21 protein-coding genes are annotated in these 24,788 nt (G+C 62.9%); 5 read left to right on the top strand and 16 right to left on the bottom strand.

Features of this window, described 5'->3' with window-relative positions:
* Nucleotides 1-39: 39 nt before the first annotated feature.
* The 6 genes from SPBM01_RS15210 to SPBM01_RS15185 form a co-directional block, all read right to left on the bottom strand.
* On the bottom strand, nt 40-495 hold the full coding sequence (locus SPBM01_RS15210) for a nuclear transport factor 2 family protein (protein WP_188062466.1): 456 nt from the start codon (nt 493-495) through the stop codon (nt 40-42).
* A 13-nt stretch (nt 496-508) separates the two neighbouring features.
* Nucleotides 509-1,768, bottom strand: a complete 1,260-nt coding sequence (locus SPBM01_RS15205) for a DUF1214 domain-containing protein (RefSeq protein WP_262504196.1) — start codon at nt 1,766-1,768, stop codon at nt 509-511.
* A gap of 28 nt (nt 1,769-1,796) precedes the next feature.
* Entirely contained in the window at nt 1,797-2,561 is a 765-nt protein-coding gene (locus SPBM01_RS15200) for a tyrosine-protein phosphatase (RefSeq protein ID WP_188062465.1), read from the bottom strand.
* Nucleotides 2,558-3,076 carry a VOC family protein gene (locus SPBM01_RS15195; protein WP_188062464.1) on the bottom strand — a complete coding sequence of 173 codons (519 nt, stop codon included), beginning with the start codon at nt 3,074-3,076 and terminating at the stop codon, nt 2,558-2,560. The genes SPBM01_RS15200 and SPBM01_RS15195 overlap by 4 nt, the downstream gene beginning before the upstream one ends.
* A 64-nt stretch (nt 3,077-3,140) precedes the next feature.
* Nucleotides 3,141-3,926: an SDR family NAD(P)-dependent oxidoreductase gene (locus tag SPBM01_RS15190; RefSeq protein WP_188062463.1), complete on the bottom strand. Its 786-nt coding sequence runs from the start codon at nt 3,924-3,926 to the stop codon at nt 3,141-3,143.
* Between the two features lie 127 nt (nt 3,927-4,053).
* On the bottom strand, nt 4,054-4,917 hold the full coding sequence (locus tag SPBM01_RS15185; protein WP_188062462.1) for a helix-turn-helix transcriptional regulator: 864 nt from the start codon (nt 4,915-4,917) through the stop codon (nt 4,054-4,056).
* A gap of 133 nt (nt 4,918-5,050) precedes the next feature.
* On the opposite strand from SPBM01_RS15185, the gene SPBM01_RS15180 reads away from it, so the two are divergent.
* A complete protein-coding gene (locus SPBM01_RS15180; protein ID WP_188062461.1) occupies nt 5,051-6,340 on the top strand; it encodes a sulfotransferase family protein in 1,290 nt (429 codons plus the stop codon).
* Between the two features lie 90 nt (nt 6,341-6,430).
* Nucleotides 6,431-6,748, top strand: a complete 318-nt coding sequence (locus SPBM01_RS15175) for a 2Fe-2S iron-sulfur cluster-binding protein (RefSeq protein WP_188062460.1) — start codon at nt 6,431-6,433, stop codon at nt 6,746-6,748.
* A gap of 12 nt (nt 6,749-6,760) precedes the next feature.
* On the opposite strand, the gene SPBM01_RS15170 is transcribed toward SPBM01_RS15175, so the two are convergent.
* Nucleotides 6,761-7,414: a TetR/AcrR family transcriptional regulator gene (locus SPBM01_RS15170; RefSeq protein ID WP_262504195.1), complete on the bottom strand. Its 654-nt coding sequence runs from the start codon at nt 7,412-7,414 to the stop codon at nt 6,761-6,763.
* Nucleotides 7,415-7,492: 78 nt separating this feature from the next.
* Between SPBM01_RS15170 and SPBM01_RS15165 the strand changes: the two genes are divergently transcribed.
* From SPBM01_RS15165 to SPBM01_RS15155, 3 genes are all read left to right on the top strand, one after another.
* Nucleotides 7,493-8,431 (top strand): Rieske 2Fe-2S domain-containing protein, encoded by a 939-nt coding sequence (locus SPBM01_RS15165; protein ID WP_188062458.1) that lies wholly within the window; start codon nt 7,493-7,495, stop codon nt 8,429-8,431.
* Nucleotides 8,432-8,445: 14 nt separating this feature from the next.
* Entirely contained in the window at nt 8,446-9,519 is a 1,074-nt protein-coding gene (locus tag SPBM01_RS15160; RefSeq protein WP_188062457.1) for an oxygenase, read from the top strand.
* Nucleotides 9,520-9,581: 62 nt separating this feature from the next.
* Nucleotides 9,582-10,658 carry an LLM class flavin-dependent oxidoreductase gene (locus SPBM01_RS15155; protein ID WP_188062456.1) on the top strand — a complete coding sequence of 359 codons (1,077 nt, stop codon included), beginning with the start codon at nt 9,582-9,584 and terminating at the stop codon, nt 10,656-10,658.
* Nucleotides 10,659-10,715: 57 nt separating this feature from the next.
* Here SPBM01_RS15155 and SPBM01_RS15150 read toward each other — a convergent pair whose 3' ends face one another.
* The 9 genes from SPBM01_RS15150 to SPBM01_RS15110 form a co-directional block, all read right to left on the bottom strand.
* Entirely contained in the window at nt 10,716-12,383 is a 1,668-nt protein-coding gene (locus SPBM01_RS15150) for an FAD-dependent oxidoreductase (protein ID WP_188062455.1), read from the bottom strand.
* A gap of 35 nt (nt 12,384-12,418) precedes the next feature.
* A complete protein-coding gene (locus SPBM01_RS15145; protein WP_188062454.1) occupies nt 12,419-13,339 on the bottom strand; it encodes a TIGR03619 family F420-dependent LLM class oxidoreductase in 921 nt (306 codons plus the stop codon).
* An 82-nt stretch (nt 13,340-13,421) separates the two neighbouring features.
* Nucleotides 13,422-14,078 (bottom strand): NADPH-dependent F420 reductase, encoded by a 657-nt coding sequence (npdG, locus tag SPBM01_RS15140; protein WP_188062453.1) that lies wholly within the window; start codon nt 14,076-14,078, stop codon nt 13,422-13,424.
* Nucleotides 14,075-14,905, bottom strand: coding sequence for an SDR family NAD(P)-dependent oxidoreductase (locus SPBM01_RS15135; RefSeq protein ID WP_188062452.1), 831 nt, complete (start codon nt 14,903-14,905; stop codon nt 14,075-14,077). The genes npdG and SPBM01_RS15135 overlap by 4 nt, the downstream gene beginning before the upstream one ends.
* A complete protein-coding gene (cofH, locus tag SPBM01_RS15130) occupies nt 14,902-17,220 on the bottom strand; it encodes a 5-amino-6-(D-ribitylamino)uracil--L-tyrosine 4-hydroxyphenyl transferase CofH (protein ID WP_188062451.1) in 2,319 nt (772 codons plus the stop codon). The genes SPBM01_RS15135 and cofH overlap by 4 nt, the downstream gene beginning before the upstream one ends.
* A gap of 93 nt (nt 17,221-17,313) precedes the next feature.
* Entirely contained in the window at nt 17,314-19,695 is a 2,382-nt protein-coding gene (locus SPBM01_RS15125) for a TonB-dependent receptor (protein WP_188062450.1), read from the bottom strand.
* 177 nt (nt 19,696-19,872) lie between these two features.
* Nucleotides 19,873-20,967: a CaiB/BaiF CoA transferase family protein gene (locus tag SPBM01_RS15120; protein WP_188062449.1), complete on the bottom strand. Its 1,095-nt coding sequence runs from the start codon at nt 20,965-20,967 to the stop codon at nt 19,873-19,875.
* Complete coding sequence (locus tag SPBM01_RS15115) at nt 20,967-21,896, bottom strand: 3-keto-5-aminohexanoate cleavage protein (protein WP_188062448.1); 930 nt, start codon at nt 21,894-21,896, stop codon at nt 20,967-20,969. Before SPBM01_RS15115 ends, SPBM01_RS15120 begins: the two co-directional genes overlap by 1 nt.
* 81 nt (nt 21,897-21,977) lie before the next feature.
* The gene (locus tag SPBM01_RS15110) at nt 21,978-24,659 is read right to left on the bottom strand and encodes a LuxR C-terminal-related transcriptional regulator (RefSeq protein WP_188062447.1); all 2,682 of its coding nucleotides are present in this window, start codon (nt 24,657-24,659) and stop codon (nt 21,978-21,980) included.
* Between the last annotated feature and the right edge of the window lie 129 nt (nt 24,660-24,788).

Here is a 24,788-nt window from a genome sequence, read left to right as displayed (position 1 = left end):
GCGGGCAGGATTGCCGCGCAGCGGACACTTCGCAACCTGTCAAAGGACAGGCGCGGGATGCACTTCGACATAGAGGCGGGTGAGTTTGAGGAAGGCGATCTTCCACGCGCCGTCCACGCGCACATAGCGTTCGGTATAATGGCCAAAGCCGGTGATCGATGCGCCGCCGGGGATGGGGCATGTGCCCGGCGCCCACACCACCCGGTCCTGCATGGCGGTGACGACATCGGCGCTGTCGCCTTGCAGTGTGATTTCGGACGAATGGATTTGATGTGCGGTCTGCGCATCGATGACGGCGGATCGCACCTGCTCCAGTATCGCGGCATGACCGCTGATCGGCGGATTTCCGGTATCCTCCTGCACGTCCATCACCGCGTCGGGCGTGAACAGGCCGATGAAGCCGTCCCAATCCTTGGTATCGAGCAGGCGGCAATAGCGCGCCTTCACCTGACGGATCGCTTCATAATCCAGCAGCATGGCCAGTGCGTCGCTCATGATATTTTTTCCCTCACCAGATGACGCGCATCTGCGCGCGCAATGTCCGTTCGCGGATCGCGGCGTCGCGCTCCTGTGGCGTCACCAACACCGTGTCGGCCGGCAAATGGATGCGCACCTCGGCCAGCTTTACCTTGCGCATCGTCGGCGTCGGTCGTGCGTCGCTGTTGAACCAGCGCCCCTGTACAGCGCCGCTGGCATAGCCTGCCGTATCGAGCCAGTTGTGAACGCCGGGATCGCGCGCCGAAATGACCGCGCGGAACACGCCATCGCCATCGACCACCCCCTGCGCATCGTTCAGGCTCGACTGGTTGTGATACCAGTCGGTCGTCTCGTAAAGTTCGTTGGTCAGGATCAGCGACCAGTAAGCGACATCGCCCGGAATCCGCACTTCGGTAATCAGTGCTTCGTCCTCGGCCAGATCATAGGCGCCCTCATAATAGGACTGGCGGGCCAGCCCCGTCATCTGCGAGAAGTCCACGACTTTGAGCGTGTTGATCAACCCTTCCTCGCGCAGTTTCTGCACCTTGTCGGGGAAGGCCAGCGCGCAAACCGCCGCAGTCCTGGGTATCTCGGCAAAGCGATGCGCCAGTTGCGCCAGCGTCGGCCGCCCCTTGGCCGCGCGCTCCGCGTCCAGCCGGACGATGCCGAAACGCGGCTCCCGCTCCACGCCCCAGTCGCAACCGACGATCCGCACCATCAGCTTTTCGGTGTCCGGTTTCAGCTCCCACCAGTCGCCGCTGTAGCCGTCGGGCCGGGCGGGCGAGAGGATCACGTCGAACCCGCCATCCGCACCGATCGCCAGATCATCGAAATCATTGGCGTCCTGTGCGGGATGATGCTGCCCGGTGCGCAGCGTGTCGGGGCCAAGCTGCGCCAGGATCATCATCCGCACCGTGCCGCGATCGCCACGAATACGGTAGGTTCCACCCTTTTCGATCAGCGCCGCCTTGTAGATGGTATCCGCGTTGGGCTGAAAGATATTCTGGCAGATATTGAGTTCCGGCACGAACATCGGGTGGCTGCGATCATGCATGATCGCGTCGTTGGTGGTGCGCAGCACGCCCGCCAGCAACAGCCGCATCGCTTCCTGCATCACCTGCGGGTCGCCATGCAGCCGCGCCGGAATCCGATCGCGCATCTGCTGCCCCAACGGGCGCAACTGGTCCAGCAACTGCTCCCATTCGTAAATCGCCATGTCCGTCATCTCATTCTCCACGGATTGCATATCGCTGGCGGCCCGCGACCAGCCTGCACCGCTGGTCAGCAGCATTACAGACGCCCCCAGGCACAAGTCGCGCCTAGTCGGCGACAAGAAGCTGCCGGAGTGCGTCGCGCCGATCCGCACCGACGCCCGCCGCCTGGAAATAGCCGTCGATCCCGCCCCATTGCGCGGCCACGACGTCGAGCGCGCGGTTCAGGAAATCGGCATGGACGCCGATCAGCACCGCGACCATCTCGTCGGGCGGAACAAAGCCGAACGTCTTTTGCAGATCGCCCTTCAAATGGCCCGACATCACCAGATTCTGGCCGAAAACGTCGGACTTGCGATAATCCGCATCGATCACATCGCGCGGCACGCCCAGCAGGTCGAGGACCAGCGCGACCACCACGCCGGTGCGGTCCTTGCCAGCGGTGCAATGGACCAGCATCGGCGTATCGCCCGCCAGCAGGGCGTCGACCATCGGCGCGACATGAGGCAGGAACGCCTGCGGCATCAGGCCGTAATTATGGGTCATGACCGCAATGGCCCGCGCCTGTGTCGGATCACGCCCCAGCGTCATCCACATATCCTCCCCCTGCGCGCGCAGGTCGGTGTTCATGTCGAGGTCAAGGATGCGGCAATCCGCGCCGCACCAGTCATGCGGTGCCTTATCGCGCTCCATTTCCGACCGCAGGTCCGCCACCGCGCGAAAGCCCAGTGCGACCAGTTCGGCATGATGCTCGGCGACGAAACTGGCTGGCCCTTCGGACCGGAACAGGATGCCGGGTCGCACCTGCCCACCATGGATCGTCGGCAATCCGCCAATGTCGCGGAAGTTGAGACGGGAAAGTGCGATCGTCATGCCGCGTCCTCCACAGCAGGATAGGCAGGCACGATGCCACGCATCTGCGCCAGCAAATCGGGCGACATCCACACATGCTCCACATAATGGCCCAGCGTCGCCCGCTCGTCGGTGTAGATGTAGCGCAGCATGTCACCCAGCGCCCCTTCGAACACGACTGGATGCCGCGCCAGGTCCAACGAGGCGACATGCGCGTCCCAATGCGCGATCGGCCCCTCGATCCGGCTGGCGATATGGTGGAAGCAGATGGCTAGACCATCGCTATCGGGCAGGACGTCGCTAAACAACGGCGCGGTATCGCCGACCGGCTCGATCAGTTCGATTTCCACTCCGCCGACCACGGCCAGCGCGATCTTCAGCACAGGCTTGCCGGTCGGGTCTTCCCCCGGCTGGATATTCGACATCTCGAAGAAACCGGGCGTGCCATAGTCGGCCGTCAGCCGCGCCATCGCGGCGGCCAGGTCGTTGGTGACGTAGGCAATCTGGGAATGATGGCTATTGGGCCGGGCGAACATGCGCTTCTCCTGTGGGACTTGTCTGGTCAGCCGCAACGGGGCCAAGGTGGCACCTGCCGGACGATCAGTTGGCGAACAGCTTGCCGCCATCCACCACCAGCGTGTCGCCCGTGTGATATGCGGCCATGTCACTGGCCAGATAGACGACCGCTCCCTCCAGATCGGCGGGTTTACCCGCACGGCCCAGCGGCGTCTTGGCCGCGACCATGTCGGCCAGCATCTGGCCGATGGCGGGGTCGGCAAAGGTCATGTCCGTTTCGATGAAGCCTGGCGCAATGACGTTGCACCGCACCCCGATCGGTCCCAGTTCAGCGGCCAGCGCCTTGGCCAGCGAATTTAGCGCGCCCTTGGCGATGCCATAATGGGCCATGGTCGGCACGCCCTGAAATATCGAGCCACTGCCGCAGATGATGAGCGACCCGCCCGGATCGCCAGCCTCCGCCCGCGCCTTCATATGCCGCGCACCTTCGCGCAGGGTGAATACCGCACCGTCCAGATTGACGTCGATCAGCTTGCGATAGGTGGCAACGTCCATGTCGGTAAAGGCCACCTGGCTGGCGATCCCCGCATTGGCGACCAGCGTATCGACCCGGCCCATCGCGTCGATCGCGCGCGCGAATCCGGCCACGATCGCGGGTTCGCTGGCTACGTCCACGCTATCGGCGAACACGCGGACCCCATATTGACGCAGCGCCTGCGCGGCCTCTTCATTCCTGTCGGCGCGGCGGCCCCACAGGATGACGTCGCTGCCCGCGCGGGCCAGCCCACGGGCATAGCCAAATCCCAATCCCGAATTGGCGCCCGTGACCAGCGCCACCTTGCCAGTCAGGTCGAACAGATTTTCCGGCATCGCGCTTCTCCTGATGGCCGCTCGTCATGGGGCGACGCTTTGGCGTAACAGTGCGGGCGAAGGCGCTTGGCGACAAGCAAGCTGGCTTTCGCAGTTGCGCCAAAGCCATCGCGAAACTGCCCTGCCCTCAATGCATCACAGATTCCCGAAACTGCCGGGGGGTCGTGCCAGTCGCCTTGCGGAAAGCGGCAGAAAAGGCCGCTGCGCTGTCGAACCCACATTCCCACGCGACCACCTTGATCGCTACGCTCCCCTGCCGCAGCAACTGCCTGGCCCGGTCGATCTTGCGGTCGGTCACATAATGAGTCAGCGTCTGACCAGTGGCGGCGCGGAACTGGCGAAAGAAATGGCGAGTGGACAGGCCGCACTCAGCCGCCAGATCGGCGACGGATGGGGGTTTGCCGGGCTGTTCGATGCAATCGGTTATCTGCCTGATCTGCGCACGGGACAGGCCGCTCCGCGCGCCATAACTTTCGACCGACAGGCGCAGATAACGTTGCAGGTCGATCGATGCCTGCATCCAGATCGCCTGGGCCAGCATCTCGCTGCAAAAGCCCGGCGTGGCAATCTCGCCCGCAATCCGCCGCAGCGCGTCGCGCACCAGCGGGCTGCGCAAATTGAGCGATGCCTGCAAGGCGTCATCCGACAAAGCCAGTGCGTCGCCGTCCAACGCCGCGCCGTCGAATCCGCAACAGATCGACGTCTGCTCCCCCTCCCCCCATGCTGTGTGCAACGGGTTTCCCGCCGGAATGAAAATGATGTCGCCCAACGCGCTGGTCGGGCCGTCATAGCCGCCGCAGGGCCGACCCGGCCTTGGCGACAGCGCCAGATCGAGGAAGCTGCGCGGCGAGGAAAAGACCCCGCCCTGCGCTCCGCGAAAGCGATAATGGTGCAGTTCCATAACTACGCCGGGCAGCGCGATCCGTCCCTTGACCATGCAATCCATGGCGGGCGTGACCGGCAGGTCATAGACTTGGGAAACAGCGTCCATTCATCCTCTCCGCTTGGCGCTTGGCTGCTCCTTTGGCGCGATGACGCAGCAATTGGCGCAGCGGCGATGGCCGCGCACCTTGCCGACGGCAGGGTCAAGGAGATTAGATGGCGCATCATAACAGGAGAGCGACATGGGCAGTCCCGCGCAGGAAGCGGCAGCGCGCCGCAACATCATCGACATTACCGACCTGCATCATCCGGTGCTGACGGAGGTTCAGAAACAGGTGATGGCCGGGGCCGAGGCAGCAGCGGACCAGATCGCCTTCCAGCCCGCGATCATTTTGGGCGCGGCGCAGGCCCAGACTGGCCTGTCGGATTTCGGCGCGGCGGATTTTCGCGAACGGCTGGCGGTGTGGTGCCAGGCGATAGACGAGGACGCCAATGCCTCCGCCGTCACGCGCGCCAACCTGTTCCAGATGATGATACGCTATGCCGCGACCCGGCTGCGGATCGAGGATATCGTCAAGCGCCACCCGGATATATTGGACATTCCGATCGACCGGCCGATCATCGTCGCGGGCCTGCCGCGGTCGGGGACGACGCACCTGCTGGGACTGCTGTCCGCCGATCGCCGTTTCCGGTCGCTACCCTGGTGGGAAGCGATCGCGCCGGTGCCAGCGCCCGACGAGGCACCGACGCCAGACGACGCCAATCCGCGCTGGACCAAGGCGGAACAGGGATGGCGGATGATGGAGTCTATCCTGCCGCACATGGCGATCATGCATGAATTTTCGCCCGACCATATCAGTGAGGATATCGAGTTGCAGGCGCCCGATTTCTCATCCTACCTGATCGAATGGCTGGCGATGGTGCCACGCTGGCGCGACTATTATCTGAGCCACGACCAGTCGGGCACCTATGCCTATCTCAAGAAGGCGCTCCAGGTGCTGACCTTCCTGAACGGCCCCAATCGCTGGGTCATCAAATGCCCCCAGCATATGGAGCAATTGCCTGCCCTCTATAAGACTTTTCCCGACGCAACTTTCGTCATCACCCATCGCGATCCTGTCGGGTCGATCCGGTCGCAACTGACCATGTACACTTATGCCGCACGGATGCTTCGCATGTCCGTGGATATTCAGGAGCCGCTTGGCTATTGGCCCGACCGCTACGAAAAACTGTTGCGCGCCTGCGTGCGGGACCGCGACATATTACCGCCCGAACAGACGATCGACGTCTATTTCCATGACTGGATCAAAAATCCCGATCCGATCCTGAAAGAGATTTACCGCATCGCCGACATTCCCCTGACCGACGAGGCGCTGGCCGACCTGCATGTCTATCTGGCCGAACATGGCGAGCAGACGAAGGGCAAGATCGTCTATGACCTGGAGCGGGATTTCCACGTCACCGGGGAAGAATTGCGGCGCCCCTTCGGCTTCTATTTCGATCGGTTTCCGGTCCAGGTCGAAGTGAAATAAGCCCTGCCCCGCCCTGTCTTTCGACAGGCAGGGCGGGGCGTCCGGGCGCATAGGACTGGCCGATCATTCCGATTCCAGACGAGGAATATCATGCCCGAACTGAACGTCATCACCCGCGACGGCACCTGCAAGACGATTGATGCGCCCGCCAATGTTTCGGTGATGGAGGCCATTCGTGATGCCGGATTCGACGAATTGCTGGCGCTGTGCGGTGGTTGCTGTTCCTGCGCGACGTGCCACGTCTATGTCGATCCGGCGGTCGCCGCGATCCTGCCGCCGGTAACGGAGGATGAAAGCGACCTGCTCGACGGATCGCCCCATCGTAACGAAAACTCCCGCCTGTCCTGCCAGGTGATGATGAGCGACGCATTATCCGGCCTGACCGTTACCATCGCGCCGGAAGACTGACGGCGGCGCAAGTCAGGCAATGGGAGGAAGCAGCGCGGCGAGCAGGAAGTCGGCAAGCCGGTCGGCCTGCGCGGCGGCATGGGCGTCATCCACTTCGCCGCCAGCGCCCAAACGCTGTTGCATCGGCACGGCGCAGAAATAATAGCCCACACCCTGCACCAGCAGCGCCATCAGCGCCGGAGTCGACAGGCCATGCACCGACCGCTGCCGCCGCACCGCGTCCAGCAGGTCATCGAGCCGCCGCTGAAATGGCAACACGAAATGTTCGACGATATGGTCGAGCCGCCAGGTCGAGCGGCATCCTTCGACATTGGTGAGCGAGACGATGTCGCCATTGCGGGTCGCCCACAGGCAAAAGCGCTGGATCAGGTGACGCAACCGGACTTCGGCATCAGCCGGTTCGTCGAACGCGGCTTCAACGAAGGGCGACGCTTGCGCCATGCGCCAATCGACCGCGCGAACCCACAGATCCTCCTTCCGCCCGAAACGCACGTTGAGCAGATTGTGGCTGACGCCCAACCGTTTCGACAGGTCGCGCAGCGTCGTCCCTTCATAGCCGCGTTCGGCGAAGGTCGCAAAGGCCAGGCCCAGCAGCTTGTCCTCGTCCACGGCCTGGACGGCGTTGAGGGCGGGGCGGCCACGGGCGCGCGGGGGTCGATCGAGCATCAGCTGATCCATAGTGAAAAGACGTTGACATATAAATTGTCATACGTCAATTTAATCACAGGAGTAAGGATAAGCGCCATGAGTCTCGATACCGATCTTTGGTGGGCCGTCGCCCGGTCTGAGGAAGTCACGTCCAAAAAGCCGCTGTCGGTGGATATTGGCGAGCAGCCGGTGGTGCTGTGGCGCGACAATCAGGGCATTGCCCGCGCGCTGGAGGACCGCTGTCCGCACCGCCGCGCACCGTTGTCGCTGGGCTGTATCCGCGACAATGGGCTGATCCAGTGCGGCTATCATGGCTGGAGCTATGATGGCGAGACGGGGCGGCTGAAAGAGATCCCGAACATGAAGGATCAGCAGAAATTTCCGCCGATCTACAAGGCCAATGCCTTTGGCGTCAGCGAACAGGCCGGTTTCGTGCGCGTCTGTCTGAACCCCAAGGCGGAAGCGCCGCTGAGCGCGGAACCCAAATATCGCTATATCGGCACCGTCAATGTCAGTTGCAGCCATCAGGAATATCTGGATGCGCTATATGATGATCCCGCGCTGATCCTGTCGATCCGCGGTGTGCGGTTCAGCCCCTATATCATGTCCGAACTGCATGAAGAGGGCGGGATGCTGGTGATGGAGCGCAGTTGCCAGTGGTATCCGCTGCACTGGCCATCCCATTTCGTCGCCGAATTTCCGTTGACGCTGCTGACCCGCACCCATCCGCTGACCGGCGAGACGCATCTGACGCTGCGCGACGACGCCTTCAACGACCTGCTCCATGCCGTCCTGTCGCCCGTCCCAGCAGCGCGCGGTGTGACCGCAGTGCGCTGGCGCGCGGAACTGGGCGTCCGCCGGGCCGGGCTGCGCGGCGCGATGTTGCGCGGGGTCAATCCGCTGACCGTCCTTTCGTCCATCGACGGATCGAAGCTGCGGACCACCAAACCGACCGTATCGCTCCATGGCGAGGATTTGCGCAACGCCCTGCTCGACGCAACGCAGGATACCCATGACCAGACCGTAGCGGCCTGAAGGAGGATTTGAACATGTTGGAAATCGCCGATCGCCCCGTCTCTGACGAAAACCATAGCGCGCCGCCATCGGGTGGCAGCCCCATCGCCATGAATGTCGTCAACCGTTGGGTGCCGCACAATATCGTAATGCGCGACAGCTGGTTCCCGGTTGCCCACGATTATTCGGTGACGGGCAAGCCGGTGCGCCGCGCCGTCTATTCCAACCCTATCTTCCTGTGGCGCGACAATGGCGTGGTCGTGGCGAGCGAGTTCCACCCCAATGAGCGCGTGGTGCGCGACAAGAGCGATTACACCGACGCGCGCGGCCGTTATCCGGTGATGGAACATTATGGCGTCGTCTGGGCCTGGCTGGGCAATCCGCTGGCTGCCGATCCGCGCCATTTGCCCAGCCTGCCCTTCCTTCCGCCCAAGGGTGGCCTGCCCCGCCATATGACGGCGACGGTGCGTTTCGAAAGCTCCGCGCCGATCAGCCTGGAGAATCTGATCGACCTGACCCATGCCGATTTCCTGCACGCCGACGTGGTCGGCGACGAACGGTCGGATAGCGAAACGATCGAGACATTTTACGACAGCGAGACTGTCACCATGGTCCGCACCTGCGTCAACAAATCGGTCGCGCCGGTGATGAAATTCTTCAGCGGAATCAAGCAGCCGACCCAGAATGTGCGGCAGGTGATCCGCATCTATCTGCGGTCGCACTGCGCGATCGCCTATGGCCGGTTCAGCCCCGGTGACGACGTGCCGCTGTTCCACCCATGCACCCCCGAAACGCGGGACCGCACCCGGATGGAAATGGTCATGAATACCAGCAATGCCGGGCGCATGTTCAGCTATGTCATGCCCAAGGCCGGTTACAAAGTGTCGCGGCAGGACAGCTATATGACCTCCCCACAAAGCCCCCGCTATATGCGCCATACCGATCGCAAGGATTTGCACAGCAAGTTTGACCAGGCCGGCCAGCGGTATCGCATGGCGATGATGGAATTGAGCGATCGGCAGGCGAAGGGCGATTTTGCCTATCGCGATAATGTGAGCGCCGATTGCAGCGATATCATCGGCCTGCGTAAGGAACTGTTCCAGTTCTGATTTCCCCCTCCCCCTGAAGGGCGGACCATGACGGTCCGCCCGATTTTTTTCGGGAAATTTCCATGACACAGCTCGCCAATGCCGTCGGCGGCGAACGCCGCTGGTGGGGCGTCATGCCGACCCTGCCCGCCCCCATGATGGGCGGGATCGGGCAGCAGATGGAACAGGTCGGCTTCGAGGGCTGTTTTTCGCTCCAGATCTACGGCCCGCCCTTCGTGCCGATGGCGGCAACGGCCGCATTGACCAGCAATCTGAAAGTCGGCACCGGCGTCGCGATCGCGGGCACGCGCAGCCCAGTCGAAACCGCCTATGCGGCGATGGACGTCGACCGGATTTCGGGCGGGCGCTTCGTGCTGGGGCTGGGGTCCAGCATCAAGAGTTGCGTCACCGGCATGTATGGCGAGCCGGAACGCAAATTGCTGACCCATTTGCGCGAGAGCGTGAAGGTGATCCGCTATGTCATCGCCAATGCGCATACGGGCATGGACCCGATTGAGGGCGAATATTTCTCCGCCGATTTTGGCGAGATGATGCTGACCGCGCCGCCGGTGCGCCCGGAAATCCCGATCTGGATCGCTGCGTTGCAGGACAAGATGACGGCGCTGGCGCTGGAGGTTGGCGACGGGCTGATGGTCCATGCGCTGTGGTCGGCGGCCTATACGCGCAGCAAGCTGCCCTTCATCGAAACGACGCTGGCCAAATATGGTCGCAGCCGCGCGGACATCGAAATCAATGCCTGGCCGTGGATCGCGATCAATGACGACAAGCAAAAGGCGATCGACGACAGCCGTGCCACTGTCGCCGCCTATTCGGGCTATAAGGAATATGAGCCGTTCTTCGAAGCGACCGGCTTTGGCGACCAGGCCCGCGCTTGCCAGCTCAGCCTGGGCGAACATGGCGATATCGCCAAGGTCATCGGCAATGTGTCGGACGATATGGTCGAGGCGTTCGTGACCTGCGGCCCGGTCGACGAAGTGCTGGAGAAGATAGAGCCCTTCTGGGATGTGGTGGATTCGCTCTGCCCGATGACGCCCTATCGCGACCTGACGATGGAGCAGATGACGCAATATAATGCGGGTCTGTACGCGCTGGTCGCCACAGCGAAAGCGCGTGCCGGGGCGGTCGCCGAACCAGTCTGAGAATGCATGTAAGATGCCCGCGCTATCGCCGATAGCGCGGGCCTTGTCCTGTGCCGGTCAGGCGGGAACCAACGCCTCGGCCCCGACTGCGGCCATCGCCTGCCCCGCAATATAGCCTGTGACCATCGCCGGGCCGACATTGCAGCCATGGGCGGGCGACTTGCCGCGCCAGATCGAGTTGGCGTCCAGCCCTGCGGCATAGAGGCCCGCAACCGGCGCGCCATCGGTGCCGATCACCCGGCAATGCGTGTCGATCTTCAGTCCCACCGTGGTCGATCCATCACCGGGATGGATCTTGATCGCGTAGAAGGGCGCCTTCTCGACACGGCCCAGGCACGGATTGGGCTTGTGTTTGGGATCGCCGATTTCGATGTCGATCTGGGTATCGCCCTTCCCGAATTCGGGATCTTTGCCGGTTTCGGCATAGCGGTTCATCTTGGCCACGGTCGAAAGCAGGCCGTCGCCATCGACGCCGATCTTGTCGGCCAGTTCGCGCAAAGTGGGTGCCTCGATGACATAGCCTGCCGCGATCAGCTTCTTGAGGCCGCCGCCGCCGGGCAGCACCATGCCCATGCCATAGGTCTTCACGAAATGCGCGTCGCCGATGATGTGGGCGGGGACGGTGCCGGTGGCGTGCATGGCTTCGACGAAGTGGACGGAGGCTTCGTTGCCGAATCGCTCGCCCTTCGCGTTGACGGCGATGCAGCCGGGTTTCGACATGTCGATCAGATGGGCGTAGCGAGCGACATAGCCGTCGGGCCGGGTCATGGTCGATACCACGGCCCACACCGCGTTGACGAGGTTTTCGCCGTCCAATGAAGCGCCAGCATCCAACGCCATATTCATGCCGTCGCCGGTATTTTCATAGGGGAGGATGGAGACATGGTCCTCGGCATAGGGGATATAGGCTTTGCGCAATTGTTCGCTGGCGGAAAAGCCGCCTGCCGCCAGCAGCACGCCGACCTTGGCCGCGATATCCTCTCCACCCACGCGCACGCCGGTCACGCGGCCGTCACTGACCAACAGGCGATCGACGGCCGCGTCCTTGCGCAGGGTGATGCCCGCGTCGAGCGCCGACCGCATCAGCCGCGCGATGAGGGCATTGCCCATCGTCAGCCGGGTGCCGCGCGGGTAGCGGCGCAGCTTGTCCGCACCGAACTTGGCGGCCAGCTTGCCGAAATGGAACAGGGATTTGGCCGATGGCATGTCGGCCAGATAGGGCAGATCGAACAGGTCGATCATGAAGCCGCCCGGTGCGTTGAACTCCTCACGCGCTGGCCGCAGGTCGGCGAAATGGGCACCCAGTTTCTTGCCGTCATATTCCTGCGGCGACAGCAGGCGGCCATGATCGGCGGACCCCGCGATGTCGGGATACCAGTCGCTGCTGGGTGGCGAGAGGAGGAAGCGGACGGCGCTGTTGCTGTCCAGCCAGGCGACCATTTCGGGCGCGGCGTCCAGATAGGCGTCGACCAGCGCGGGGTCGGCGCTCGGCCCGATGACGTCGAGGACATATTGGCGCGCCACCGCCGCGCTATCATCGACCCCGGCGGCCTGCGCCTGCGGACTGCCCGGCACCCAGATGCCGCCGCCCGATATGGCGGTGGTGCCACCGAAATGCGCGGCCTTTTCCAGCACCAGCACAGACAGGCCCGCCGCAGCGGCCCGCAGCGCCGCCGTCAGGCCCGCCGCACCCGATCCGACGACGACCACATCATATTGGCTCATTATCTACTCCGATTCATCGTGCGGGTGGGCAATGCTCACACCTTGGGCATGATCTCTTCGGCCACCCAGTGCAGCCGTTCGATATATTCGGTAAGGCCCGTCATGCCCGGTGGCAGCGGCACGATCGTCTCATTGACGCCCAGATCCTTCAGCCAGCCGATCTGGTCGATGATCTTTTGCGCGTTGCGCGTGCCGGGCGCGCGGGGGTCGTCCATGATTTCGTGATGGGCGCCGACATTGAGCATTTCCAGCGCGAAGAACAGGTCGATCGGGCGGCCATCATAGGTCGGCTGCGCGCGGATGAGGTCGAGACATGCGGGGAATTTTTCCGGCGGGGTGCGGAAAGGCGACCAGCCGTCGCCGAATTTCGCGACGCGCTTGAGCACAGGCTCCGCATCGCCACCAAACCAGATCGGCAGGCGCGGCTGCTGCACTGGCTTGGGCGCGAAGCCGACATTCTTGAAGGAGACGAATTCGCCCTCGAACGTCGGCGTGTCCGACGTCCATAGTTCGATGATCGCGGCGACATATTCGTCCGCCATGCGCCCGCGATTGTGGAAATCGACGCCCAGCATGTCGAATTCCTCCTTCAGCCAGCCGACGCCGAACAAAGCGGTCGCGCGGCCGCCGCTCAGCCAGTCGAGCGTAGACCAGGCCTTGGCCTGTACGATCGGGCTTTGCAGCGGGAGGATGGAAACGGACGAGCTGACCCGCATTTTCGACGTCCGCCCGGCGAGGAAGGCGAGCGCCACCGTGCCATGGACATAATGGTCGCCCGACAGCGCGATATGTTCCTGCGGGATGATGAAATGCTCACCCAACATGCATTTGTTGAAGCCCAGATCGTCGGCGACCTTGAGCGCGCGGCCGATATCGTCGCCGGTGAGCGCATGTTCCCATGGCTGGGTCATCGCCGCCACATGCATCGAATTGGGCACGCCGATGTTGAGCTTCATTCCTCTATCCCCTGTATCGTTTATGCCCGGCAGGATGGCGCGCCCGGTGGCCCGGTCGCACCTTCCGCCCGGAAGGGGGCGCTCAATCGGCAGGCGGGATCAGGTCGCCGGTGATGCGGATGCCCGCGCCGTCGACCTTGTAGGTCTTGTTGAGGAAGATGAGGATCGAAGTCAGCGCTTCGGCTGCCGCCGAATTGCACAGCGCGCCGCCGTGCAGGCCGCGCAGGCCCATCGCGTCGGCAAGGGCGACCACTTGGCCGCGCGCCGCTTTGTCATCGCCGAACACCAGCACGTCGCAGCCGACATCGACATCCTTGGCCAGCTTGTGCGCGGCGACATTGTGGAAGGCGGAAACGACAGTCACGCCTTCGCCCAGCGCGACCTGCGCACGGAGCGCGGCCGATCCTTCGGCGGGGAGTTGGACGCGCATCACCCTGGGCGGGACCAGCGGGACGGTGGTGTCCACGACGATCTTGCCCATAACATGCGGCGCGATGTCGCGCAGCGTCGCGTCCTGCGCGGCGAAGGGCACGGTGACGAAGACGATGTCCGCCCCCGTCGCCGCGTCGATATTGGTGGCACCCGATAGGCCGTGGCCAAGCTCTGCGGCCGCCTGTTGCGCGCCGTCCGCGCTGCGCGATCCGATGACGACGGGATAGCCCGCGCGGGCAAGCCGCCAGGCGATCGCCGCGCCCAGATTGCCGGTGCCGCCGACGATGGCGATAGCAGGAAGGCTCATGACTGTGTCTCCGTCTGCATGGCGGCGAAGCGCATCATGTCCGCATAGACCGCCGAATGGGATGTGAAGCCGCCATCGGCGACGATCGATGCGCCGGTGACATAGCGGGCCTGATCGGATGCCAGGAAGGCGACGACTTCGGCGATATCTTCGGGGCGACCCAGATAATCGACCAGATTATGTTCGGTCATCAGCTTCTGCGCTTCGGGCGGCATATTGTCGTCCAGCGCCTCCGTCATCACCAGCCCGACTACGACGACGTTGGAGCGGATGCCCTGCTTGCCATATTGGGTGGCAATATATTTGGAGAGGCCCAGCATCCCCGCCTTGGTCGTGCCATAAGCGGGATAATCGAGGTCGCCCGCCAGCCCCTTGCCGGAACCGGTAAAGACGATCGACCCGCCGCCTGCCGACAGGAGATGGGGGATGGCGTGCTTGGCGCACAGCATCGACCCGCGCAGGTTGGTGGCGAAGGTGCGGTCCCAGAAGGCGACGTCCATGTCGGCGATCAGCGCATCTTCGTGCATCAGGCCGGTCTGGGCGGCATTGCTGTGGAGAATGTCGAGGCGTCCGAAACGATCGACCACCTTGGTTATCCCCGCCGCGATCGAGGCTTCCTCCATGACGTCCATGGCGACGGCCAGCGCCTGCCCGCCCTGCGCCGCGATTTCTTCGACGACATGCGCGAGCCGCGCTTCGGTGCGGCCCGTGATCGCGACCTTCGCGCCGCGCTGCGCCATCATCAGCGCGGTGGCGCGGCCAATGCCGCTGCCGCCGCCCGTGATGATCGCCACCTTGTCCTTCAGGGGGTGCAAGAGATCAGTCATAGGGACTCCGTGATGTGGGTTTGCCGGGGCGATACCGGCTCGTAGAGGGTGGTGCGCTGGCAGACGGGGCGTCCGACCGATGCGGCGAGCGCGCGCATTTGCGTGGGGCCGAATTCCTGGCCGTTGACGCCGCCCGCCGCGCGGGTGATCGATTCGTCCATCAGCGTGCCGCCCATATCGTTGGCACCCGCGTTCAGGATCGCGGCGGCCCCCTCCGGCCCCATCTTGACCCAGGATACCTGGATATTGGGGATCAGCGGGTGCAGGACGATGCGGGCGATGGCGTGCATCAGCACGGCCTCGCGATAGCTTGGTCCCGACCGGGCCAGCCCCTTGCGCCAGATCGGCGCTTCCATATGGACGAAGGGCAAGGGGACAAATTCGGTGAAGCCGCCGGTTTGTTCCTGCAAGGCGCGGATGCGCAGCAGGTGGCGCGCCCAGTGGCGATATCCCTCGACATGGCCGAACATGATCGTCGCGGTGCTGCGCAGGCCGATGCCATGGGCGACGCGCATCACTTCGATCCACTCGTCCGCGCTGACCTTGTCCGGGCAGATCAAGGCGCGGATTTCAGGGTCGAGTATCTCGGCCGCTGTACCGGGCAAGGTAGAGAGGCCCGCCGCCTTCAACTGCGCCAGATAATCCTCCAGCGGCAGGCCCAGCGTCTGCGCGCCATGGGTGACTTCCAGCGGGGAGAAGGCGTGGATATGAATATCGGGCGCGGCTTCACGCACGGCCTTCAGCACCGCCAGATAGGTGTTGCCGTCATAGTCGGGATGGATGCCCCCTTGCAGGCAGACTTCGGTCGCGCCGCGATCCCAGGCTTCCGCCGCGCGCCGTCCGACCTCGGCATAGTCGAGCCGGTAGGCGGGGCCGCGCATCGCCTTCGTACTGCCCTTGGAAAAGGCGCAGAAGCCGCATTTGTAGAGGCAGATATTGGTGTAGTTGATGTTACGGTTGACGGCATAGGTCAAAGTGTCGCCGACGCTCTCCTGCCGCAGCCGGTCGGCCTGCGCGACGATAGCGGAAAGATCATGGCCATCCGCATCGAACAGCGTGACTATGTCACGTTCGCTTAATCGCGCACCGGCTTCGGCATCGCGCAAAAGCGCCAGAACCGATGCCGATGCCTGGCCGACATCGGCCCCGATCAGGGCGGGCGCGGCGTCGTCACCATGTCCGGCGGCCCAATCGTCGGGCTTGGGCAAGCCACGTCCGTCGATGGCATGGAGGATGTTAGTCGCGACCGCCGGCGCAGCCCAATCCGGCGCCGCCAGCGCATAACGTGGTCCGATGGCGAGCCGCTGGGCGAGGGTGCGGCCAGCGGCGCGGGTGGCCTGCGCCAATGTCTCCAGATGCGGCCAGGGCGCTTCGGGATTTACATGGTCGGGCGTCACCGGCGACACCCCGCCCCAGTCATTGACCCCGGCGCGGATCAGCGGGGCGAGATCGACCTGGTCGTGCAGGTTGGGCGGCGCCTGGATCGTCATGTCCGGCCCAAGGATCAGTCGCGCGGCGGCGATCGCCCAGAGATGATCGTCGAGCGCCGGTTCGGCATGATCGGCCATCCGCGTGCCGGGCTTGGCCCGGAAATTCTGGATGATAACTTCCTGAACATGGCCATATTGGCGATGCAGGTCGCGGATGGCGACCAGCGCTTCGACCTGTTCGTCGCGGGTTTCTCCGATGCCGATCAACAGCCCGGTGGTAAAAGGCACTTTGGCGCGGCCCGCCTCGGCGATCGTGGCCAGACGGCGCGCAGGCTCCTTGTCGGGCGACCCGAAATGCGGGCCGCCGCGCGCGCACAGCCGATCGGCGCTGCTTTCCAGCATGATGCCCATCGACGCGGCATGGGGCCGCAACAGGGCATAGTCCGCCCCATCCATCAAACCGGGGTTAAGGTGCGGCAGCAGGCCTGTCTCTTGCAGCACCAGTTCGGCCATTTCGGCGAGATAGGACAAGGTGGAGTCATGGCCCAGACGCGCCAACGCCTCACGCGCCGCGCCATAGCGATCTTCGGGCCGATCGCCCAGCGTGAACAGCGCCTCCCGGCATCCTGCCGCAACCCCTGCCCTTGCGATCACCAGCACTTCGTCGCGGCTGAGATAAGCGTCGCCTGCCCGTGCAGGCGTGGTGGCGAAGGTGCAATAATGGCAGACGTCGCGGCATAATTTGGTCAGCGGAATGAACACCTTGCGCGAATAGGTGACGCGCGCGCCATGACCCTCCAGCGTCAGCGCTTCAGCCGCCTTCATCATCGCGCCCAGCGTGCTGGCACCCAGCAAAGCCGCAATATCGCCAGCAGAGGCTGTCATGCGATGTAGATTGTCCAACGTCACATCTTACTCCGCGGTTGCACTAACCCATGATGCGGGCGGAGCGACTTTCATCGCCCCGCCCGCCCATTGTCAGAAGCTGTATTTGGCGCTGACGCCCCATGTCCGCGGTTCGCCGGCATAGACCGAGCTGAGCGGGAAGGAGGCCAGCAGCACACTGGATGCCGAGAAATATTCTTCCTTGAATAGATTTTTGACGAATACACCCAGATCCAGCCCCGTTCCGCCGATGCCGCGCCAGTCGAGGCGGGCATTGGCCAGCTTGTAACCCGGCAGCTTTTCGCCATTCTGACCACCGAAATCGTCGGTCATGAACAGGTCCGCGTTAAAGGCGATGTCGCCGTCGGCAGGCTTGATCGGCAGGATCCAGCTGACACTCGCCGTACCGGAGAATTTGGGCGAGTAGGTATTGATCTGCGCCTCGCCCAGCGTCACCGCCGCTGGCAATCCGGCTGGTACGTTTACGCTTTCCACCTTCACATTGGTATAGGCGGCGTTGAACGCTGCCGTCAGGTTCCGGCTCGGACTGATCGACGCTTCCAGTTCGATGCCCCAGATCCGCAGGTTGGCGACATTGGCCGCCAGCGATCCGTTAGTCGGCGAATCCGGCGTACCGTTGGGAACGATCGTCTGGGTATTGAGGAATTGCAGCGCATTTTTATATTTGCTGTAATAGGCTGCAACGTTCAACCGGCCACGCGCCGACCCGACATGATAGTCATATTTCGAACCCAGTTCGACGTCGGTGATCGTTTCTTCGTCCGTCTTCTGGAACGCGCGCAAATCGGGGCAGATACCGCCGGTCGCTACACAAGCTGCGTTGCGGCCACCCGTTGTAAAGGGCGTTTCGAACAGCGGCGTGTTGATGTTCACGCCGCGATAGCCCCGCCGCGAAGCAATGTAGAGCAGCCAGTCAGGCGTGGCCTTATAGTCCAGACCAATGGTCCAGCTAGGCTCCTTACCCTTGTTGGCGACCGTACCCACGCCGTCGGCCAGGCCGAGGCTCGCCGTGGCGAGGCAGGTTTCTTCGTCCACATAGGTGGTGCCGATCGTGCCGCCACAGGCCGATACCTTGTCCCAGCTATAACGCGCGCCTAGGTTCAGCTTCAGCTTCTCGGTGATTTCATAGCCGATCTGGCCATAGACCGCGAAATTCTTGTTCCGAACATGGGCGCTGACCGCAGGCGCAGGCACGCCACCGACAGAAAATGCCGTGAATTGCGATCCGGTTGGACCAGCGGACTTGTCATTATTGTAAAATGCGCCGGTGATGAAGTTGAACGATCCGAAATCGCCCAGCAACTGAGTTTCGTTGGTCAGATATTGGCGATCAAGGACCGACGCGGCATGGAATAGAGTGAAAGGTACGGCAGCGGGGAATGGCGCTGGCAGGCCAGTCGGGATCGACAGATCCTGCAATGCGCCGGTATTGATCAACTGATCGCTGAAATTCTTGCGGAAGCCGAAGATGTTGCGCAGCGTCAGATCGCCGAAGCTGAACGACGTATCATTGGTGATCGACGTCATCTTGCGCGACGAACGACCGCCGTTGATGCCACCGTCGAAGGAGCCACGACGATTGGCGCGTTGTGTCGCCAGCGCGGTGGCTGCCTGCGGGTCGAGTACCCCAAGCCCGAACGCTGCAAGCGAGAAATTCTGGCGCAGCAGGTAAAGACCACCGGCCAGCTCGTCGCTCTTGAAATATTCATAGATGGTCGTGCTTTTCAGCCCTTCGATTGGCTCCAGCAGCAAGGACAGGCGGAAAGCGTCCTGTTTGATATTGTCGAAACCCGGCCCGCCATCGAACGCGATCGTGCGCGGATCCTGCCGACGGATCTGACCGGCCGCCCGGAACGCCACCTTGTCGGCGATGATCGGCACGTTGATGGCGCCTTCCAGTTCGCGATAGTCGAAACTGCCATAGGTGCCTTCGACATAGCCTTCAAACTCGTAGGTCGGCTTCTGGCTGCCCACGACCACCGCGCCGCCCAGCGTATTCCGGCCGAACAACGTCCCCTGCGGTCCTTTCAGCACCTGAATGCTGCCGATATCATAGGTCGGGACGTTGGAACCGACGGCGGGCAGCGGCGTGTCGTTCAGGTAGATGACCACACCCGGCGTCACTTCGCCCAGCGGCAACTGGCCGATACCGCGCAGCGTCAGCGCCACATTATCCTTGCCGCCTTCGGACGAGAAGGTGAAGCCCGGCGCGATCGTCTTGACGTCGCTTATGGTCTGGACCGTGCTACGTTCCAGCGCGGCAGCCGAAAAGGCGGAAATGGAAACCGACACGTCCTGCAACCGCTCTTCGCGGCGGCGCGCAGTCACGACGATGTCACCGCTGCCCGCACTCTCAACCTGGGGAGCGCCATTTGCGGCATCCTGCGCCCAGATCGGGGTCGCCATCGTTGCCCCGGTCGACAACAGCGCAAGTTTCAAAATGCCTAATTTCATTCTCTCTCTCCCGTGGTCGATGCGGATAGCCTGTTCTGTTCGCAGGCATCATCCTTACCGATGTATAGAGGCCGTCACGGCCGCGATTCTCCACCTACCGTCCGGCAGGAATCGTTGCACAGATGAAAACTAATCTGTCTATCGTGGCATTTATGCCGCACGCTCATTATGCGGCAATCAGGACCAGCGGCGGATCAGGTCGGCTATGTCCGCGCTTCCCGGTTCGGTGATCGCCCCCATTGTGCGATCGAGCCGTGGCGCAGGCGCTGGCTGGGCCATGCCACCCCGGTGAAGGAAGCTGTTGCGTGCCTGATTATGCGGGTGGTCCGGTGCTTCGGCCATGGACAGAACCGGCGTGATGCACGCATCGGTCGCCGCGAAATGATCGGCCCATGCGTCGCGCGTTCGGGTGGCGAAAACGGCTGCAAAGTCCGCCTGCATCGCGGGCCATTTGGCGCGATCATTCTGGTCATAATTGCGATCGGCCAAGCCAAGCCCGTCGACCATCTGGGCAAAGAATTTGGGTTCCAGACAGCCGACAGCGACATGCCGCCCATCCGCACAGGCATAACAGCGATAATAAGGTGCAGCCCCGTCCAGCAGGTTGGACGCCGGGGCATCCGTCCACAATCCCTTGGGCTGCCAGGCGTAAAACAGGCTCATCAGGGATGCCACGCCATCCGTTATACAGGCATCGACCACTTGCCCCTGCCCCGTTTTCTGCGCGGACAGCAATGCGCTGAGCAGACCGAAGATCAGGAACATCGCTCCGCCGCCATAGTCGCCGACCAGATTGAGCGGCACCGGCGGCGGCGCGCCCTTATCGCCCATCGCGTGGAGCGCGCCGGTGATCGAGAGATAGTTGATGTCATGCCCCGCGCGCATCGCCAGCGGACCCGACTGGCCCCACCCGGTCATCCGCCCGAAGACCAGGCGCGGATTGCGCGCCAGGCAGATGTCGGGACCAACGCCCAGCCGTTCCATCACGCCGGGTCGATACCCCTCGATCAAACCGTCTGCGGATGCGATCAGGTCGAGCAGTTGCGCCCGGTCGCTCTCCTGCTTCAGGTCCAGATAGGTCACCGTCCGGCTGCGGTGCAGAATATCGCCGCCGACATCCTCCCAATCGCCCGCACCCGCCGATGGCGGCCGCGCCACGCGCACGATCTCCGCGCCCATATCCGCCAGCAGCATCGCGGCCAGCGGCACAGGGCCGATCGCGTCGATCTCGACGATGCGGATACCGGCCAGCGGCCCCAATGCCGTGGTCATCAGATGTTGGTCCGGTCCGCACCCTTGAGGTCGAGGATAACGCGGGCCTCGTCCGGCGTAGCCACTTCCAGCCCCATGCCTTCAATGATCTGCCGCGCGGTCGTGACCTGTTCGGCATTGGTCTGCGCCAGTCGACCCGGACCGCCCCACAGCGAATCTTCCAGCCCGACGCGCACATTGCCGCCCATGGACGCGGCCATGGCGACGATGCTCATCTGACGCGCGCCCGCCCCCAGCACCGACCATTGATACTGGTCGCCAAATAGCCGGTCGGCCGTGCGCTTCATGTGCATGATGTCGTCGGGGTGGCTGCCGATCCCGCCCAATATGCCAAAGCAGGTCTGGATGAACAAAGGGGCTTTCACCAGTCCGCGATCGAAGAAATATTTCAGATTATAGAGATGGCTGGTGTCGTAACATTCAAATTCGAACCGGGTGCCGAGCGGTGAAAGCGTCTCCAGCAGATGTTCGATGTCGGCATAGGTATTTTTGAACACAAGGTCGCGCGACGCTTCCAGCGCGGCGGGTTCCCAGGCATGTTTGAAATCCTTGAACCTATCCAGCATCGGAAACAGGCCAAAGCCCATCGTCCCCATGTTCAGGCTGGCCACTTCTGGCGCGAAGGTCCGGGCTGGGCGGACGCGCTCCTGCACGGTCATGGAGGGATGACCGCCTGTTGTCAGGTTCAGCACAGCGTCGCTGCGCTGTTTGATGACTTTCAGGAAAGGCGTGAACAGATCGGGATTCTGGTCGGGCCGCCCATCGACCGGATTGCGCGCGTGCAGGTGAATGATCGCCGCGCCCGCCTCGGCGGCGCCGATCGCCGATTGCGCGATTTCTTCCGCCGTTACGGGCAGGTAGGGCGACATGGAAGGGGTGTGGATCGCGCCGGTAATGGCGCAGCTGATGATGACTTTACGTTTGGCCATGATGGTTCCTTTCGCGCAGCAGGGCGATGACAGGCACCTGCGGGTGCGCAATCTATCCTTCGATAGGCGTAGGGAAAGCGCTCAGGGCAGGATGCCCAATTGGCGCGCCCGCAACACCGCCTGAGGGCGCCGCCGCACCCCCAGCTTGTCGTAGATCTGCTGCATATACCATTTGACCGTGCCTTCGGTCAGGCCGAGGCGATCGCCGATTTCGCGGTTGCGTAATCCCCCGCTGACCATGGTCAATATGTCGACTTCACGGTTGGCCAGGCGGCCGGTCAGGCCAAAATCCTCGTCACCCTCCTCATCGGTTTCGATCTGCGGGCCGCTGCGCATCATCGACACGAGCCGTACGGCGAAGCGGTCGGCCGGCGTTTCCAGTTCCGGCCCTTGCGAATAGGCTTCGGTCAACAGCGTAGAGATGACTTCGCCTTCGTCGATGAAGGTGCGGACCCATCCCGCCGGCTCGGCCATTTCGACGGCGGTTCGCACGGCACGCCGGGCTTCCGAACGATTGCCCTGCAACACCGCGATTTCCGCCAGCAACAGTTCGAACGTGACTGCCGATCGCACAGCGCCCGCGCGCTTTACAAATTCCAGCCAGCGATAGGCGACCTTGCGCGCGCGGCCCAGGCGGTGGCGCTGCATCTCGATCCGCAGCCAGGCAATGGCAATGCTTTCGTTACGGCGCGTGGGATGCAAGGTCGGGATCGGTTCCCCTTCCAGTTGCAGGTCGCCCGCCGCAAAATGCCGTTCGGCCTCCTCGATCTGCCCTGCCTTGATCAGCAGCCGGACTTCTTCCGCCACGATGAACGCCCGCATCCGGTCCAGCCCACACTCGATCGCGACCAGATGCGCATCGTTAAGCGTGGACAGCGCGCCGGGCATGTCGCCGCGCGCGGCGCGCAGCCGGGCATTGACGATATAGCCCGACGCCATCTGGTCTGCAAAACCCCATTGCCGCACGACGGGCAAATGACGTTCGACCAGTTCTGCCGCACGGTCCATATCCCCCGCATCATATAATAATTCTGCCATCGGCAGCGCAGGCAGCGCAGCCAGACCGGAACCTTCACCATGGATTTCCCTGGCCAAAGTCAGCGCTTCATCCAGGAAACGCTGCGCCAATTGCGTCTTGCCCTGCGCCATCAGGGTCGGTGCGACCGATGCCTTGAGCGCAATCGAAGCAAAGTCCGATCCGGGGCGCGAAAGCGCGCGCCGCGTTTCCGCCTCCAGTTTCAGCATGTCCTGAAAATGATATAGTTCGCGCCGCGCCGACATTAATTGCGCCAGCAAAGTGCAGCTCAGATAGGCATGGCTTTCGGCCATTTCCGTCAGCAAAGGCTCGGCCTCCGCCTCCACTTTCACCATATCGTCGCGCGCCGCCGCCAGCATGACCAGACGATGCCGGATCATCAGGTCGAGCTGTTCGGCATCATGCGCGGATATATCGTCATTCTTGATGCGTGCGTCATGGATCGACCGTGCCGTCGCAATCAGCCGGTCGGCAGCAGCGAAGGATAATTGCCGTATCCGTCGCCACGCCAATGCCAGCAGCAGATAGGGATGCTGGGCAAGCACCGACCAGGGCAGTTCCGCCCCCAGTTCGTCGATCCTGTAAAGATAGCCCGAATAGGTCAACTGTTCCGCCAGCCGGTCCAGTTGCCCCGCCAGAAAGGCCTGATCACCGCTCAGTCGCGCATGTTCGATGGCTTTGACGATTTCGCCAGTCGCAGCGAAATGATCGCTCGCGCGGCAATGCATCATGGCCGCGCGGGCCGGCGCGCGATCCATCAGGCGGCCAAGCACCATCTCGCGGAACAGGCGGTGATAGGCGTAGCGGCTATGTTCCTGATCGATGGCGTTGAGGAACAAACCCTGGCGAAAGACGCGATCCAGCATAACCCGCGCGTCTTCGTCGCCGGTCACCGCCGCGCAAGCCGAAGGGGTCAGATCGTCCAATATCGATGTATCGACCAGAAAGCGGCGTACATCGTCGGGCTGCTGGCCAACCACTTCTTCATGGAAATATTCGGCAAATTCCGGGCGCAACCCGGTCAGCCGCATATTGCCACCGCCCTGTCCGCCGCGCCGGTAGAGATCACAGGCAATCACGACGCCCGACACCCAACCCTGGGTATCGCGGACAATATCCTGCAAATTCTGCGAATCGATCGGCGCGCCGACGCTCATCGTCACTAACTGGGTAGCTTCGGCCAGAGTGAGCGACAGATCGGCATTGCCGACTTCGACCAGAAAGCCGAGCGCCCGCATCCGCGCCAGGGGCAGGCCAACGACACCCCGCGCCGCGACGATCATGGTCAACCCGTCACGGGCGCTGGAGGATAATTGCGCGATGAACGCCAACGTAGGCTCGTCCAGCAACTGGGCATCGTCTATGATGATAACCGGCTTTGGCTCTGTCACGGTCGACAGGGTTTTCAGCCAGACCGCATCATCGGTATCACCGTCCAGATTTGTCCAGTCCAATCGGGCTGCAACCCCGGCAGCTTTGAGCGCGAGCAGGAACGAAATCTTGTTGCCAATCCCCGCCCTTGCCGCGAGCCACAATATGGGCCGCCCCTGCGCGCGCAGCAATTCCGCCCAAAACAGCATTGCGGTAGTTTTACCACTGCCTGCGGGCGCAGCCACCATCGTCATGCGTGATTGGGCGACCTTGTCGGTCAATGCGGCCAGCGCCGGACGCTTTATCAGCGTCGGCGTTATACGGGGCGGCAGGACGATTGTCGGGACAACGGCCATTCAGTCTCTCCTGTTCGTGCTGCTTGGCACGATTCGTTTTATTCTTCTAAATATATTCTGATCTGTGAAATCTGAAATGCAATCCCCTTTTCCTATCCACAGATAGGTCATCAAATCGGCAGAACATTG

The sequence above is a fragment of the Sphingobium sp. KCTC 72723 genome (assembly GCF_014280435.1).
In the GTDB taxonomy this organism is placed as follows: domain Bacteria; phylum Pseudomonadota; class Alphaproteobacteria; order Sphingomonadales; family Sphingomonadaceae; genus Sphingobium.
Note: the sequence above shows the minus strand (reverse complement) of the source record. Positions and strands in the feature narration are given on the sequence as shown.